This window comes from Niallia sp. 01092 (genome assembly GCF_052318935.1).
Classification (GTDB): Bacteria; Bacillota; Bacilli; order Bacillales; family Cytobacillaceae; genus Niallia.
This window is the reverse complement of sequence record NZ_JBQRKO010000005.1, coordinates 1-17,373: the sequence shown is the minus strand read 5'-3', so window position 1 is coordinate 17,373 and position 17,373 is coordinate 1. Positions and strand designations below refer to the sequence as shown.

Below are 17,373 nucleotides of genomic sequence, written 5' to 3'. Positions count from 1 at the left end.
CCTAATTCCCGCTTAAAAAATGCTTTTTAAACGGCTTAGATAAAACAGATAACGGCTGCAAACCGCCAACCATTAATTAGGTTTATCACCTGTTCTTGGCTGAAGTTTAAAGGTGGTAAGTAATCTCATCGTGTTAGGAAGCTCTCAGCTCTATCTTCCCTCTCTTTGAACCGTATAAGAAAACTATTGTCCTCATCATAACATGTAACAAAAATATAGTTAATTTATGTACGTTATTATATGCTTAAAAGGGTAGAAAATCAAGGGCAATCCTTTATTTCTGTTCGAATCGGCGAGAAAGGATGCTGACATCTTGAAAAAAGTCTTGTTTTCCTAAAATTTGCACACGTTCTTCAAATATATTGACAATTGTTCGAACAATAGGCTGCTCTCTATCTTCTGTATATAAATAAATTTTATTAGGAGCTAATGATAAAAGTGGACCGATGGAAAAAGGATCGATATACACCGACTGATGAGCAAATAATTTTTTATCCCACATCATCATTATGTCTTGTTGTGTCATTTCCCGGTAATGTTCGTCATAAAATTGAATGTCTAAATCAAGCAGAACATGAATAGTTTGTTTTTTCGAAACACGATCGGATAAAAAATCCCTTAAAGTTTGAATAAACACTTGATATTCCTGCTCCATTTTATATTCATCAATGGAGATTTCTATATATTTTTTTAATACTTCCATAAAAGTACGTAAACGAAAAGTAACGAAAGAATCGAAAGAAAAGGAAACATCCCCCTGAAATATTTCTTCAATCGCTTCTGTTAAACATGCTTCTATATCCACATCATGAACTAAATTTTCCAGTTCTTCTCTTTTTCCTTCTATTAAAGAATGCATAATTTCCACTATATGTCGTTGTTCCGTTTCATCTTTAAAGAAATATTGCTTTGCTAATATTTCCTTTGTCCAATCATCACATTTATTGTTTAAAATATATTGAAAAAAAAGCATTTGTAATTTTTTTAAATTTCTACTATTATTAAAAGGTTTTTTCCAACCTATTACTAACAAATATTCATTTATTCCTTCATTATCATTTACCTTCCATTCTACATGGTAGAACTTATGATGAATGAGTTTTTTTAATTTTTTCACATCATCTAGATGTTTAAAAGTAATTTCAATCAATCATATCCCCCCTTATAAGAAAAGCGCAGGCGCCTTGATCAGCCCCGAAGAAAAATGCTCTCTTGACTCAAAAAGTGTTTTTTACTTTTAGAGACAAGAGGTTATTTTTCACAGGGGCTAGGCGCCAGAGCTAGACAGGTATCTAAATTGAGTCGATTTAATTCTAATTTTTTAAAGAAATCCCTGATAGCATGTATATGGAGGAAATATGAAAAATAGAAGTAAATTTACAAGAAAAAAAGCGGACATTTTCCCACAGTATTATACTGTTGGAAAATGTCCGCTTTTTTATTACATTCTTTTATTTGGTCCTTTTACATGAATAGGATTTGCTAAATATCTTATTCGTTCCATCACTCTCATCGCTTTCATCTTCTCCTCTTCTCCTCTTTGAGAATAGGTTAAATGATGCTCTAATCCACTAAAGTCAAAATTAGAAGTGAATAAAGTTGGTAAATTCTCCAACATCCTGAATTGCAGTATCGGTCCAAGCACTTCATCTCTAATCCAGCTCGACATCGTTTCAGCACCGATATCGTCTAGCATAAGTATCGGCTCTCGTTTTATTCTTTCTAATTTTTCGTTTAACGTGCTGTCACCGATGGAACTCTTCATTTCTCTAAAAAGCTCTGGTACGTATACAATCATGGAAGAAATTTGCTTTTGGGATAATTCATTGGCAATAGCGCCTAAAATATATGACTTTCCGACACCGAATTTACCATAAAAATAAATTCCCTTTTGCCTTTGGCCAGGCTCGTACTGCTTTACAAAATTAATAGCAGCCCTTACAGCATCTGTACGATCTTCTCCAATATCCATATTGGAGAAAGAAGCTTCTAGTATATCCTTAGGAACATATAAGCTTTGAATTAATTTTTCTTTTTTCTTCTGGTTATCCTCCATCACTTTTCTTGGACAACGATCATATTGAATATCAATTGCTCCTCTAATAATCACGAGTTTTGGATGATATCCTTTCATCATATTAATACAAGACTGCAGATTCGGGCATTTGTTACATTCCTTACTTTGATTAGCAAACTCATACAATTTGCTCATGCCAAGTTCCACCATATTTGATGTAAGTTCTTCTTCATGCTCACGAAAAAAAGCTCGTACATCTGGATGGTTAAGCACTTCTTGTTTCATCACCTTATATCTTTCCTGAAAGCTGGAGTTTGCCCCCAGCTTACGCAGCGTATCATTTATTTTTTCCACAATCGTCTTCACCACCTATTTTCTTAAATTTTTTATTTCTTCTTCCAGCTCTTGTTTAATCTTTAAAAAGTCTTCACTTTCATTTCGCTCATGATTATTATTTCCAGATTCTTGCTCTTCTCCGAACCATTCTGGAATCTTTTCTGTTCGAATAGCTTTTTTCCTAGAGGTTGTTTGTTTCTTATTTTTCCCTTGTGCCCATTCTAAATATTGCAGATGTTCTTTTTTGGCAAGATCCATCGCATCTTTTACGGTACGGATATTCTTCCTTACCCATTGTCCAGCAATTTTTTCCATATAACCTTTTGTCAGTTTCATATCTGTTTTCAGCATAACATACTGAATGAGAACATTTATTACACCAGGTAATAACTTTTGAGTAAACATGATTTCCTCAATAATTTGCAAATCGGCTTTCGATGGATCAGCACCGCCAGATATATCCTTTAAAAGCTGTCTTGGGGATGTACGATCCAAGTAATGCAACAACTCTTCTTCTTTTGTTGTTGGTTTTTCCATTTTCATTTGATGCATCTGAGGCTGGGTTCGATCTACTAGCATCGGCAGCAGATCATTATGCTGAAATTGATACCAATCTCTTGCAGAAATCCTAAGCTCTTCTATATCAATATCATCCGATTGATTGATGGCACTAATGACAATATTTTTCATTTGAATCGCATCAATCCCATATAAAAATGCCAGGTTTTGAATGGCATCAAGCACCTTTTTCGTAAACGCTTTTTTTGATATTAATGAATCATGCAGCCCTGCAAAAAGCAGGTCAAAATCAAAAGAGCTATTTTGAATTTGAATCCCATTTTGCTCCTGTCTTCCCATATAAACGGACTCTTCTTCTAGCTTATCTTCTTTTTCCAATTCATAATTGGACTGAATAATACGATTATGATCGGATGTAAATACATCTTGAAATGCTTTTGTTACAGATTGATAATCACCAGCATCCGGCTTGCTTTGATCGGAAAAGAATCGTTTTAAACGGCCATATTGTGCCTTCCCTATTTTCCGATAAAGATAAACATTTAACATACCATCTAGAAAAAATTGTTCAGGTGTTAATGGAGGCTGTATTTCATAAATAAAGGTGCGATTTTCATCTTCTTTTTTCATAAATGATTTTAATAGTCCAATACCTTCTAACTTTAACCTGGCTTCATAAATCTCTTTTAATCCACAATTCATAAAATTCATTAAGCTATGATGAGAATTAGATGTAGACCAAAGCCGATTTTCTTCCACCTCTGCCCATAATGTCATATATAAACTGATGCAATACGTACCGATTAAAGGCTGATATAGAAAGGTAATTATTTTCCGATCATAATCATTTAATAAACCATTAACAGCTACATGATACCTATCAATTGGAAGCAAGTCTTGCCAATGTTGTGCCATATTTCAGCTTATCCCTCCCTCTTCCAATTCCACTTATTATTGAAACAGAAATGCTAAAATTCAAAAAAGAGCCAAAGAATCCTTTAGCTCCCTTTTAGGAAATAATGTGAATTATAAACTATTTCACCATCATTCCATTTGTTAGAAACAGAACATAAACTAATCTTTTTTGATTAATTCCTTTAACTCATTGATAAAGACATTAATGTCTTTAAATTGGCGATAAACAGAAGCAAAACGCACATATGCCACTTCATCCACTTCTGCCAGTCGATCCATCACCATTTCGCCGATAATGTCACTTTTAACTTCTGAAACAGCATTGCTGCGAAGCTCTTTTTCTACTATTGCTGTTATTTCTTCCAATTGTTTTAACGCAACCGGTCTTTTTTCACATGCTCTTATTAGTCCTCGTAATATTTTATCACGGCTAAACTCTTCCCGTGTGCCTTCTTTTTTCACAACTATTAAAGGGATTTCTTCTACTTTTTCAAAAGTAGTAAAGCGATATCCGCAAACTTCACACTCTCTTCTTCTTCGGATCGAGCGACTATCATCAACAGGTCGTGAATCAAGAACACGAGTATTGTTATGTTGACATGAAGGACATCTCATCTTTATCAACTCCCGAATTCATTGTTTCGCAATGTATTGATACTTACTATCATCTTATAGAAAAGTAATTATTTGTACAAGTAATTGTGAGGATTTCTTATAAGAAAAACGAAAGCGCTTTGACCAGCCCAAAAAAGATGTTCTCACGACTCCACTTTTACACAAAAGTAGTCTTGATTCGCTGTCATCCGCTCTTCATTCGCAAAACTTCATTTCTATATTCAACACTTACAATATGCCCCATTTTTTTAAAATGTTTTTTGCCTGCATTTTCGCACCTTCTATTGTTCCATTATTATCAATTAATTCATCTGCTAAAGCACGTTTTTCTGTTAGCAGCATTTGCGCTTGAATTCTTAGCACTGCTTCTTCATAAGAAAGTTTGTTTCTTTTCATTAACCGTTTTATTTGAATTTCTTCTTCCACATAAACGAGGATTGTTTGATCGCAGCCCTTATGTAAGTTATTTTCAAATAATAGCGGAATATCTAAAATAACCATCTTGGCTTCATCTTCCATCGCCTTTTTTTTCTTTTCATCCATCCTTTTTCGCACTTCTGGATGAACGATACTGTTTAATACTTTTCTTTCCTTTTCATTGTTAAAAACAATTTCACCAAGCTTCCCTCTATTTATGCTGCCATCTTTTTGAAGAATACTGGTTCCAAAATGTGCAACAATGGCATTATATGCCGGTTCACCTGCTTCTACTGCAAGCCGTGCTTCTACATCTGCATCAATAACGGGGAAATTTAGTGATTGAAAATAAGCTGAAATAGTACTTTTCCCACTGGCAATGCCACCTGTCAGCCCCACAATTAATGTCATTATGATTCCTGCCTTTTTTCTAATTTTGCTCTTTTAATGCTGTTTTGAAAGAGATCTTGAAACTTTTTGAACAACCTCTATAATTTAAAAATGCCGATAATAATTAAAATAACACCAGGAATAAAAGAAAATTTCTCCATGAAGCTCTTTTTCGAAAAAAAAGATCCTCCTATTATTCCCAAAGAAACAAAAGAAGTACTCATCCCAATAACAGCAATGGTTAAATAAACAGGAGAAAACCCTAGCATAGAGGCGCCTATCCCCGCACCAAATGCATCTAAAGATAATGCAAGCCCTAGTACGACTGCTTCCATTCCAGTTATCGTACCAGAGTTATCAAAATCAGCAGACATTGGCTTTTTTAATATATTAATAACAATACCAAGGGACTTAATCTCAAAATTAATAATATTTTTTTCATGTGTTAATACTTCTTTTTCCTTTGAAGGCCGGAAAAATTGAAATAAAATCCAAATGCCTAATAATATTAAAATAAAACCGCCGATACTTTCTGCAAAGTTTGGAGAAAATATGCGGGAAATCACATGCCCAAAAAACATTCCCACTAATAATGTAAATCCTGAGCAGCAAGCAATAATGAAGATTGATTTAAAAGGTATCTTCATTTTTCTAAGACCATAAGTGAAACCTACACTAAAGTTATCGATACTTACAGCTAGTGCCAGCAAAATAAGAGAAATTACTTGTGCCATATGAAAAAAGCCCCTTCCTAATGAATAGTACTATAATATATGGAAGGAGCCCATCCAATGTTAAATAAGTAATGGATTTTCTCTTTTAAAGGATGTTCAAAAAGTCCGGGAAAAATAGCTGTCGAATTTCTTCGTCAGCTTGCTTAGCTACTCCGCCTCGACCTTCTTGCTTCTAATTTTTTACCTTTTTGAACACGGACTTTTATTACTTTTGACAATCAGGGCAATATACGGTTCCTCTGCCTCCGACAATGGTTCTCTCTAATGTCGTGCCACAATTTTTGCATGCTTCTCCTTTTCGGCCGTAAACATACAGTTCAAGCTGAAACATACCAATTTGCCCTTGAGAATTTACATAAGAGCGAATCGTACTTCCTCCCTTTTCCACGGCTTCTGATAATGTAGCAATAATTTCTTTGTATAAACAGTCGATTTCTTCGTCATTTAATGTATTTGCTATTCTTTCTGGATGGATGCGACTTCTAAACAACGCTTCATCAACATAAATATTTCCTAAACCTACGACTATTTTTTGATCCAATAAAGCTGTTTTTATGCTTCTTGTCGTTTTTGCTAATCTTTCTTTAAAATTCATGATCGTAAAGGAGCTGTCAAATGGTTCCGGTCCAAGTTGAGACAGAGGCAATGAATGATGCTCTTCCCCTTTTTTAAATAAATGCATCGTTCCAAACTTACGAACGTCCTTATAGCGCAATTCTGTACCATCTTCAAAATAAAAAATAACATGAGTATGCTTATCAACTGGATCGTCAGCTGAAAATACGCCATAACGCCCTTCCATCCGTAAATGCGATACAATCGTAAAATCGGTCGTAACAATTAATAAAAACTTTCCTCTTCTTTGTACATCTTCTATTGTTTGTCCAACTAATGCATCAGAAAATTCTTCGACATTTTCTGGTTTTTTTATCATTTTTGCCCAAGAAACAACGACTTCTTTTATAACCTTGTGCAGCGTTAGTTCTTTTAATGTTCTTCTGACTGTTTCCACTTCAGGTAATTCTGGCAATAGTTTTCTCCTCATTTCCTTTACTTTGCATCAAACCATGTATCTCCGTATGAATAATCCACTTTTAATGGGACTTTTAATTCTACTGCATGTTCCATTACATCAGGAACGACTTCTTTTAACTTTTCAATTTCATCTTTTGGCGCTTCGAATATTAATTCATCATGCACTTGTAATAATAATCGTGTTTTTAAACCTTCTGCTTCTATACGCTTCGCCATTTCAATCATAGCTTTTTTAATAATGTCCGCAGCACTTCCTTGAATCGGTGTATTCATCGCCGTTCTTTCTGCAAAGCTTCTTACATTAAAGTTTCTGCTCGTAATCTCAGGCAAATATCTTCTTCTATGAAGCAATGTGGATACAAAACCTTGTTGTTTTGCGTCAGCAACAATTTCCTCCATATAATTTTTTACACCAGGGTAGCTTTCTAAATACCGTTCAATAAACCTTGCTGCTTCTTTTCTTGTGATATGAAGGCTTTGTGATAAACCATAGTCACTAATTCCATACACAATGCCAAAGTTAACTGCTTTTGCATGTCTACGCATATTAGAAGTTACTTCATCCGCGTCCACATGAAAAACAGACATCGCTGTTTCTGTATGAATATCGTGGTCTTCTTTAAATGCTTCAATCAATTTTTCGTCATTCGCTATATCTGCTAGAACTCGCAGCTCGATTTGACTATAATCCGCCGCAAAAACAATCCAGCCCTCTTCTGAAGGCACAAACGCTTGTCTAATTTTTCTTCCTTCTTCTAAACGAATCGGGATATTTTGTAGGTTCGGATCTGTTGAACTTAACCGTCCTGTTTGTGTTAATGCTTGATTAAAACGAGTGTGTATTTTACTGTTATGAACCACTTTTTGCAGTCCTTCAATATACGTTGATTGAAGTTTTCCTAATTGTCGATAGTTTAAAATTTCTCCAATGACTTCATGAGAACTTGCTAGCTGATCGAGTACATCTGCTGAAGTAGAATAGCCCGTTTTTGTTTTTTTAATAACAGGCAAACCAAGTTTTTCAAAAAGAATAACACCAAGCTGTTTCGGCGAATTAATATTAAACGTTTCTCCAGCTAATTCATAAATGCGGCTTTCAATTTCTTTTAATCGCTCATTAATTTCTGCGCCCATTGTTTGGAGTCTGTCTAAATCCACTTTAATTCCTGTAAACTCCATATCTGCAAGCACAAGGCTTAACGGCATTTCTAAATCATAAAATAATGCTTCTTGTCCGTTTTCTTTTAGTTCTTCTTCCATTTTGTCAATTATTGCTGCAAGTGCCAGCGTTTTTCGAACTAGATGTTCAGAAAGGATAGCTTCTTCTGGTACTTTTCGTTTTGCACCTTTTCCATAAAATGCTTCATCTGATTGGATATTCATATATCCGTATTTTTTGGCAACCGATGCAACGTCTTCAATGGTGACAGAAGGATCTGCTATATAGGCTGCAAGTAAAACATCAAACGTGATGCCCTTTAAATGAATCCCTTTATGCCTTAAAGACACTTCGGAACGTTTTGCATCGTACACAATTTTTTTGCTTGTTTCATCTTCTGCCCACTCTTTGAAAACTTCAGATTCTAGTACAAGCTTTATCGGAAGATAGAATGCACCTTTTTCGTTTACTAGGGAAAGACCGATAATAGGAGCATAATGATAGTTATCGTCTAGTATTTCTACATACATTACGTTTTCATCTGCAAAAATGTCTTTAGAAATTTCAATTACTTCCTTATACTCTATCTTATCAAGGCTTACTTCCTCTTCTGCAACATCGTCTCCTAATTTTGCTAACAAGGAATTAAACCCTAGTTCTTTAAAGATTCCCTTTAACTTGTCTGCCTGCATACCAGGATACTCCACTTCATTTAAGCCAATTGCCAGTGGCGCTTCTCTTGTAATCGTAGCAAGTTCTTTACTCATGATTGCCTGGTCTTTAAATTCTTCCAGCTTCTCTTTTAATTTTTTCCCACTCACTTGATCAATCGACTGCAATAGAGTTTCTAGTGTTTGGAATTCTTTTAGAAGCTTAATGGCCGTCTTTTCTCCTACACCTGGAACGCCGGGAATATTATCAGAGCTGTCGCCCATCAACCCTTTCATATCAATGATTTGTTCTGGTTTTAAACCGTATTTTTCTTGAATATGATTTGGGGTATACGTTTCTATGTCCGTGATACCTTTTTTTGTAATATACACCGTTGTTTTTTCAGAGCTTAACTGGGTTAAATCCTTGTCACCAGAGATTACGATGACTTCATAGCCTTCTTTTTCTCCTTGCAAGGATAACGTCCCGATTATGTCATCTGCTTCATAATTCTCCAATTCATAATGGCGGATGCCAAATGCATTCAACAATTCTCTAATGTATGGAAATTGTTCCGATAATTCAGGAGGTGTCTTTTGGCGGCCTCCTTTATATTCACTGAATGTATTATGCCGAAAAGTTGTTTTACCTGCATCAAATGCTACCAGTACATTACTCGGCTTTTCATCTTCTAATATTTTCATTAACATCATCGTAAACCCATAAACTGCGTTAGTATGCACCCCTTTATCATTATTTAAAAGCGGCAGTGCAAAAAAGGCACGATAAGCAATGCTGTTTCCATCTATTAAAATGAGCTTTTTTGTCAAAATAAAAATCCTCCTTAATTATTCACGATATGTATGTAATTACCTAAATACTATTATTATTTCGTTCACTCTATTTTACCATGCGGATAAAAAGATTGTAAGGAAAGCAGTACCTTTCAAAAAGGCTCATAAAAGGAGGTTAATGGAATATTTTAAATGCGGCTGCTGTTTTAATAGGCTTAATAGAGGTTTTCAAAAAGTCTGGGGAAAATTACTGTCGAATTTCTGCGACAGCTTTTCTTACAGCTCTCAACTGTCTTATAGATAGGTGAGAGCCGAAAGCGGGGTAGCTTTCGGCTCTCGACTTAGCCTTATGGATAAGGGGGTCTTCACCAAACATTGTAGCAAGGAAGTATTAATAGATTATAAATAGTTTGTAAAAGTAGTGTAAACTCGTACAAATTGTTTTATAAAGGTTGAGAACCATCACTGGCGAATCTGTTCACACTGTTGTGACCTCTAGTCCTCAACAAAGCACACCTACAATCTAATGACCCTTCTATTTAATCACTCACAAATAAGGAAGTTCCTTTTTTAATTGTACTTGAAAAGTGGTCCCTTTCCCTATTTTGCTTTCTACTTTAATCGTCCCCTTATGTAATTCGATTAAATGTTTTACGATTGCTAGTCCTAAACCTGTACCTCCGGAATTTCTGCTTCTTGCTTTATCTACTCGATAAAAGCGTTCAAAAATCCTCGTTATTTCACTGTTTTCAATCCCTATACCAGTATCTTCCACAAAAACAATGACATCTTTACGTCTTTCTAAAACAGAAACCGTTATTTTCCCACCATTAGGCGTGTACGAAATAGCATTTGAAATGAGGTTAAGAAACACTTGTGTTAGTCTGCCTCTGTCTCCTTCAATCCATATACTTTCTTCTTTTTGTTTAAAAATTAATTCCAACTCTTTCGTTTCCGCTTTTTTCCATAAAATCTTAATGGCCTCATCTAAAATATCTAAAATATTTAATCGTTCACGTATTAATGAGAATCCATGCTGCTCCAACTTTGTTAAATCAAGTAAATCTTGAATCAACTGCTGCATCCGGTCACTTTCTTTTAAAATAATCCTTAAGAATTCTACCAATGTCTCTTTATTTTCCATTGCTCCATCTAATAGTGTTTCAGAAAATCCTTTAATGGACGTAATTGGTGTTTTCAATTCATGCGATACATTCGCAACAAAGTCTTTTCGGATTTGTTCTAACTTTTTTAATTCAGTTATTTCATGGAAAACCAATAATATTCCCATCCATACATCGTTTGCACCGATAATTGGCACACCGTATACTTGAAAATTTCTATTATCTTCATTTACTTGTAGAACAAGCTCTCTTACCACTTTTTGTTCCGTCATAAAAATCTCTTCTACTAGATCAGTAATTTCCCGATGATCTAAAACTTTATAATAGAGTTTATATAAATAATCAGAAGAATGAACAGAAAACAAGTCCTTATATGCTTTATTAATTAAATTAATATATCCTCTGCTATCAATAAGTAAGAGCCCACTTCCAATACTCTCGATTAATGTACCTAGGCGATCTTGTTGGATTTCCTGGGCTTTCACCATATCCTGAAAATTTTTCGCTAAAGTATTAATAGATGAGCTAAGCACGCCCGTTCCATCGACTCGATCTTCATAAGTACGAGCATGATAATTTCCGTTGGCAAGTTCAGAAGCAACTTTTGTAGCCGATTCTACCGGTCTCATATAACGATAAATCAGTTTAAATCCTATTAATGATAGTAGAGCAAAGGCAACAACTAGAGAAACAATAACAATCCCATTGATTTGATGGTATGCATACTGAATGTCTTGTAGTTTTATACTTAAAAATAAATATCCTTGCTTTTGATTTTTAAATGATAGGACGTTGGAATAATAATGAAAATCTGCATTCCCACCCACTTCCATGTTTGTCCTTCCCTTTCTGATAATCGATTCAATTGCCTTTATATGAGCACCATGTAAACTTTCTTCCATTTGTCCTTCATCAAAAAGAATCGTTCCTTTTTTATCTGTAATCGTAATTTGCAAGTCTAACAATTCACTATATTCTTTAATTGTAGATGCCTTTACAGAATCAATGCCACCAGCATTTTCAATTTCATTTGCCAAGAACATACTTTCCCTTTTCATTCTTTGGTCATATGACTGTAAATAAGATTTTTTGTTTAGTTGGCCGAGAATTAAACCAATTAGCAGAAAAACAATAAATACAAGTAATAAAAGACTAGAAAGCAATTTTGATTTAAACTTTCGCATTTACTTTGGTTCCTCAAGTTTATATCCTAAACCACGGATCGTTTTTATATAAATCGGTTTTTTTGTATTACTCTCCATTTTCTCCCTTAAATGGCTTATATGTACGTCTACAATCCGTGTGTCTCCAACAAAATCATAATTCCAAACTGCACTTAATAGCTGATCCCTTGTCAGAACACGTCCCTTATGTTTTGCCAAATACAGCAATAATTCAAATTCTTTTGGAGTAAGCTCTAATAATTCTTCTTTAAAATATGCTTCATAAAAATTAGGAAATATTTTTAATTCACCAATACCAATACTATCATCTTCTTGTGGTTCTTTTTGCGGTACTTCAGACTGATACTGGGATCTTCTTAATACAGCTTTTATTCTGGCAATTACTTCCCTTGGACTAAAAGGTTTTGTCATATAATCATCTGCACCCAATTCTAATCCAAGTATTTTATCTAATTCATCATCTTTTGCTGTTAACATAAGAATAGGAGTATTTATTCGTTGATGACGAAGTTGCTTGCAAACTTCCATGCCATCTAATTTTGGCAACATTAAATCTAACAAAATAACATCAGGATTAGTTGTTAATGCCAGATTCATGCCCTCTTCTCCATCCATCGCCGTTATAACATCATAACCCGCCTGCTGTAGGTTATACTGTATTAGTGTTAATATAGACTGTTCATCATCTACGACAAGAACTTTCTTTTTCATACATTGCCTCCAAATATTATAATTCCCCTATGAATCCCCCATTTTCCCCCTTTTATTATAATATATACATTTCATAAAAGAAAACGTTGGTTTTTCGCACATTGAAGTGCATATCGTATTATTCCATCCGTTCATTTCACATATTTCCGTCAAGAAAGCAGCTGAAGCATAAAAAGCGCTTCCATCCCTAAATAAATGAACAATTTCTGCTTCTCCATTAATTGTTCTATCCATAATTTCGTTCTATTCACCTTTAAAAATTAAGGCTCTTTCCGTATAAATTGTTGTTATTTAACCCGCAGCCTGAATACACTTCGCTTTCCGCGGACGAGTGCCGATCCTCCTCGTCGCCAGGCTCCTGTGAGGTCTCGTCTTTCTCGCTTTTCTAAGCAGGAGTCTACGTGTATTCAGGCTGCTCAGTGCTTCAGCTATGCTTATTATTTTATTCAAAAACAATAAACTTTTAGAAAACAGCCAAAATTAAAAAGAGGGAAGAGTCTCTTTAAATACTCTTCCCACAAAATCTTATCTGTATTACTTCATATTTTTAATCAGTTCATCACCAAACTCAGAACATTTTACTTCTGTTGCTCCGTCCATTAAACGGGCGAAATCATATGTTACTACTTTAGAAGCAATTGTTTCTTCTACTGATTGAATTACTAATTGAGCAGCTTCTCCCCAGCCTAAATGTTCTAATAGCAGAACACCTGAAAGAATAACAGATGAAGGATTTACTTTATCCAAGCCAGCGTATTTTGGTGCTGTACCATGTGTTGCTTCAAAAATGGCATGTCCTGTTTCATAATTAATATTTGCTCCAGGTGCAATTCCAATTCCACCAACTTGTGCTGCAAGAGCATCTGAAATATAGTCGCCATTTAAATTCATAGTTGCTACTACGTCAAATTCTAATGGTCTAGTTAATATTTGTTGTAAAAAGATATCGGCAATCGAATCTTTTACAATTATTTTTCCTAAGCTCTCAGCTTCCGCTTGTGCCTTATTTGCTGCATCTGCCCCTTGTTCTTCTTTAATTCGGTCGTATTGTGCCCACGTAAACACTTTGTCTCCGAATTCTTTTTCTGCTAATTCGTAGCCCCAGTTTTTAAAAGCACCTTCCGTATATTTCATAATATTACCCTTATGTACAAGCGTAACTGATTTTCTGCCTTCTTTAATGGCATAATTAATTGCTGAACGAACAAGGCGACTTGTCCCTTCTTGTGATACTGGTTTAATTCCGATTCCAGAAGTTTCAGGGAAGCGGATTTTATTTACTCCCATTTCATTTTGAAGAAATGATATCAGTTTTTCAACAGCTTCTGAGCCTTTTTCATATTCAATACCAGCATAAATATCTTCTGTATTTTCGCGAAAAATGACCATATCTGTATCTTGTGGTCTTTTTACTGGAGAAGGCACGCCTTCAAACCATCTTACCGGACGTAAACATACAAAAAGATCCAACTCTTGTCGCAACGCTACATTCAGGGAACGAATTCCGCCGCCAACAGGCGTTGTTAATGGCCCTTTAATAGCGATTAAATATTCATTAATAACATCTAATGTTTCAGAAGGCAGCCATTCCCCTGTTTGATTATACGCTTTTTCACCTGCAAGTACTTCTTTCCATACGATTTTTCGTGATCCATCATAAGCCTTTTCTACAGCAGCATCTAATACTCTGGAAGCTGCAGCCCAAATATCAGGACCAATTCCATCTCCCTCAATATAAGGAACTATTGGATTTGCTGGTACATTTAATACTCCATCAACGACTGTAATTTTTTCACCTTGCATGTAAATCCCTCCGTCTAAGAATTTTATGTCCTTTATGAGAAAAGCGCAGACGCCTTGCTCAGCCCCGAAGAAAAATGTTCTCTTGAATAGACACAAGAGGTTATCTTTCCCAGATGCTAGGCGCCGGAGCTAGACATCCATCTAACTTCAAAAATCTTTCATTATTTTATAAAAAGACTCTGTTAAATTCCATTGTTGATTTTCAAAAGGTCAGGGAATCGACTCCCTTCCCATTAAATAACATTATCGTTTAACAGTGCCTATAAAAAGTAATTACTTTAGTACACAACATCATTATTGTTTTTATAGGTGAACTCGTTTTAGTTAGCTGAAACTTCAGGGAATCAGGTTCTATTTCACCTGATAAAAATTATTCACCTTTTATCACTAAAAAGATAACCCGCTTTAGGAGCGTTCATCTACTGGAATATATGCTAATCTTTCAGGTCCTACATAATCTGCTCTAGGTCTAATTAACCGATTGTTGTCATATTGCTCTAATATATGGGCAAGCCATCCAGATACCCTGCTGACTGCAAATATTGGTGTAAATAAATCATGATCAATTTTAAGACTATGATAGACAGACGCGGAAAAGAAATCGACATTTGGTACAAGATTTTTTTCTTGTTTTAACATCGTCTCTATTTTTACACTCATATCATAAAGATAACTTTCACCTGTTAAATCAGTTAATTTTTTCGCCATTATTTTCAAATGTTTTGCACGTGGATCTCCTTTTCGATAAACACGATGGCCGAATCCCATGATTTTTTCTTTCTTAGCCATTTTTTCTTTTATATAAGCATCAACATTTTCTAAACTTCCTATTTCTGTCAACATTTTCATAACTGCTTCATTTGCACCGCCATGCAACGGTCCTTTTAAAGCACCGATTGCGGAAGTAATGCCAGAATAAATATCGGATAACGTTGCTACACAAACACGTGCTGTAAACGTAGACGCATTTAACTCATGATCTGCATGCAATACTAATGCTTTATTAAAGGCTTCAATTGCAATTGGCTCTGGTTCTTCCCCTGTTAACATGTATAGAAAGTTTGCAGCAATGCTAAGATCCTTTCTAGGACCAATTGGTTCTAATCCCTTTCTTAAGCGGGAAAACGCTGTTACGATGGTTGGCATCTTCGCCTGTAGTTTCACTGCTTTTAAATAATTCGATTTATCATCCATCAATTCAGCACTTTCATCATACACGCCAAGAAGAGAAACTGCTGAACGAAGAGCTGCCATTGGATGAACCTGCTTTAACGGCATAATTTTAAGCTGCTCAATGAACGAATCCGGAAGTTCAGCATGTTCCGCCAACTCTTGTTGAAATTTTCTTAACTCTATGTCTGTTGGTAATTTTCTATTCCATAATAAAAAGACAATTTCTTCAAAACTAGCATGTTCTGCTAATGAGTCAATATCATATCCAACATACGCTAATGAATCATCAATAATAGAGCTGATAGAAGAAGTTGTCGCTATTATCCCTTCTAGACCTCTTATAACTGTCATACGCCTCTCTCCTTTACTCTTGAATTCGTTTCCTATATAGTAAACTTCATTTCCACAGTTATTATAAAAATTATTATCGCCTGCATTAGATTAACTTTCCTATACAGTGTAGCAAGAAAAACACTGGCCTATTAAGAGCGCAAGAGAGGTAAATCAACCAACTACGCAAACATGGAAAATCGATTAATTACGCCACGCCCTGTGGCAATATCGGCACTTGTACATCCTGTACTGTGAAGCTAGACACATATCTAACTCGTTACCACAAAATTATGATATATGAACAAAACCATCCATTCATCTTAAAACGGATTCTATTAGAACGCTAAAAGAATATGGTAGGTTGGAAACTTTATCGATTCCAACTTCTTCTAATGAAGCTAATTAATACCAAATTTAACGCTTCCCATCTAAGTCAAATGTTTCGCGAGCGTTAAATACATCTTTCATCATATGTATTATCCTCTCTTTATAATCATATACTAAAAATAGGATTATAGTCGAACAATTCACACTTTTCATTTTTCCTATTCCCTATTTACCGATTTTAATATAATCCTATTCATAAGTAAATTATAATAAAGTTATCGTTTATCATAAGATAAACTTATAAAAAAGCGATTAATATTAAAAACTTTTAGTCAATCAAAAAAAAGGCAGACATCTCTATCCATATAAGAATGGGTTAGATTTTTGTCTGACTTGTTAAATCTTCTACTTTATTGTTACACTTTTTCAAATGTTTTTTTATGTAAAAAACAACAATCTTTGAGAAAACACCCAAAGATAAAGCTGCCACAAGGACGCTATGTAATACTAGATGTGACTAACTCTCCTCTTTCGTTCACTTAATCCATTCCATTGCTTTGATGGCAATGTAAGCAATTCCCGCCCCAATAAGAGGCCCGACTGCAACACCATTAAAAATAGATACAGCTAATATGGTGCCAAGAACTAATGCTGTTGTAATTTGTGGATCTTCAGCCAAAAGGGTAATTCCTCCTTTTGCTAAAAGAGCCACTACTATTCCTGAAATTAAAGCAATCCAAGCAAACGGTGATTTAAATGTATAGGTTAAATCTTTAAATCCAATATCACCTGTTGCAATAGGGACAAGAACAGCAATCGTAATAATCGTTACACCCCAATTTATGCCTTTAGATTGAATCAAGGAAAAGGTTTTAGTATCTAAACCAATTATTTTCATACATAATAAAAATACAACGGCAAAAAGCAACGAATTATTTTTGGCAATAAAAGCAATGATAGCTAAAAGATATAAAAATAAAAACGATTGTGAAAACACAAACAAAGCTCCTTTCTTCACTATTATATCATAAGTTAAATATTCAAACTTCGCACCTTCAAATTCGTTTGAGGACTTGGTTTAGAACAATAAAAAGTAAGGCTTGTTTTTTATTGTTGAGGTTGCTTTCCACTACGGA

At 34.8% G+C, this 17,373-nt stretch carries 13 protein-coding genes; all 13 read right to left on the bottom strand.

The window, feature by feature from the left end; all coding sequences use genetic code 11:
• Window positions 1–274: 274 nt before the first annotated feature.
• Complete coding sequence (locus ACTXGU_RS06250; RefSeq protein WP_443480639.1) at window positions 275–1,150, bottom strand: putative sporulation protein YtxC; 876 nt, start codon at window positions 1,148–1,150, stop codon at window positions 275–277.
• 291 nt (window positions 1,151–1,441) lie between these two features.
• Window positions 1,442–2,371, bottom strand: coding sequence for a primosomal protein DnaI (gene dnaI / locus ACTXGU_RS06245; protein ID WP_443480638.1), 930 nt, complete (start codon window positions 2,369–2,371; stop codon window positions 1,442–1,444).
• 15 nt (window positions 2,372–2,386) lie between these two features.
• Window positions 2,387–3,787 (bottom strand): replication initiation and membrane attachment family protein, encoded by a 1,401-nt coding sequence (locus tag ACTXGU_RS06240; RefSeq protein WP_443480637.1) that lies wholly within the window; start codon window positions 3,785–3,787, stop codon window positions 2,387–2,389.
• 159 nt (window positions 3,788–3,946) lie between these two features.
• On the bottom strand, window positions 3,947–4,402 hold the full coding sequence (nrdR, locus tag ACTXGU_RS06235; protein ID WP_443480636.1) for a transcriptional regulator NrdR: 456 nt from the start codon (window positions 4,400–4,402) through the stop codon (window positions 3,947–3,949).
• A 228-nt stretch (window positions 4,403–4,630) separates the two neighbouring features.
• Window positions 4,631–5,230: a dephospho-CoA kinase gene (gene coaE / locus ACTXGU_RS06230; RefSeq protein WP_443480635.1), complete on the bottom strand. Its 600-nt coding sequence runs from the start codon at window positions 5,228–5,230 to the stop codon at window positions 4,631–4,633.
• A gap of 77 nt (window positions 5,231–5,307) precedes the next feature.
• Window positions 5,308–5,943, bottom strand: coding sequence for a sporulation membrane protein YtaF (gene ytaF, locus ACTXGU_RS06225; protein WP_443480634.1), 636 nt, complete (start codon window positions 5,941–5,943; stop codon window positions 5,308–5,310).
• 205 nt (window positions 5,944–6,148) lie between these two features.
• Complete coding sequence (gene mutM, locus ACTXGU_RS06220; RefSeq protein WP_443480633.1) at window positions 6,149–6,973, bottom strand: DNA-formamidopyrimidine glycosylase; 825 nt, start codon at window positions 6,971–6,973, stop codon at window positions 6,149–6,151.
• A gap of 20 nt (window positions 6,974–6,993) precedes the next feature.
• Complete coding sequence (gene polA / locus ACTXGU_RS06215) at window positions 6,994–9,618, bottom strand: DNA polymerase I (protein WP_443480632.1); 2,625 nt, start codon at window positions 9,616–9,618, stop codon at window positions 6,994–6,996.
• Between the two features lie 511 nt (window positions 9,619–10,129).
• On the bottom strand, window positions 10,130–11,890 hold the full coding sequence (pnpS, locus tag ACTXGU_RS06210; RefSeq protein WP_443480631.1) for a two-component system histidine kinase PnpS: 1,761 nt from the start codon (window positions 11,888–11,890) through the stop codon (window positions 10,130–10,132).
• Window positions 11,891–12,601 (bottom strand): winged helix-turn-helix domain-containing protein, encoded by a 711-nt coding sequence (locus tag ACTXGU_RS06205; RefSeq protein ID WP_443480630.1) that lies wholly within the window; start codon window positions 12,599–12,601, stop codon window positions 11,891–11,893. It lies immediately after the preceding gene.
• A gap of 534 nt (window positions 12,602–13,135) precedes the next feature.
• Window positions 13,136–14,404, bottom strand: coding sequence for an NADP-dependent isocitrate dehydrogenase (gene icd, locus ACTXGU_RS06200; RefSeq protein ID WP_443480629.1), 1,269 nt, complete (start codon window positions 14,402–14,404; stop codon window positions 13,136–13,138).
• Between the two features lie 405 nt (window positions 14,405–14,809).
• Entirely contained in the window at window positions 14,810–15,928 is a 1,119-nt protein-coding gene (gene citZ, locus ACTXGU_RS06195; RefSeq protein ID WP_443480628.1) for a citrate synthase, read from the bottom strand.
• A gap of 844 nt (window positions 15,929–16,772) precedes the next feature.
• Entirely contained in the window at window positions 16,773–17,234 is a 462-nt protein-coding gene (locus tag ACTXGU_RS06190; RefSeq protein WP_443480627.1) for a DUF441 domain-containing protein, read from the bottom strand.
• Between the last annotated feature and the right edge of the window lie 139 nt (window positions 17,235–17,373).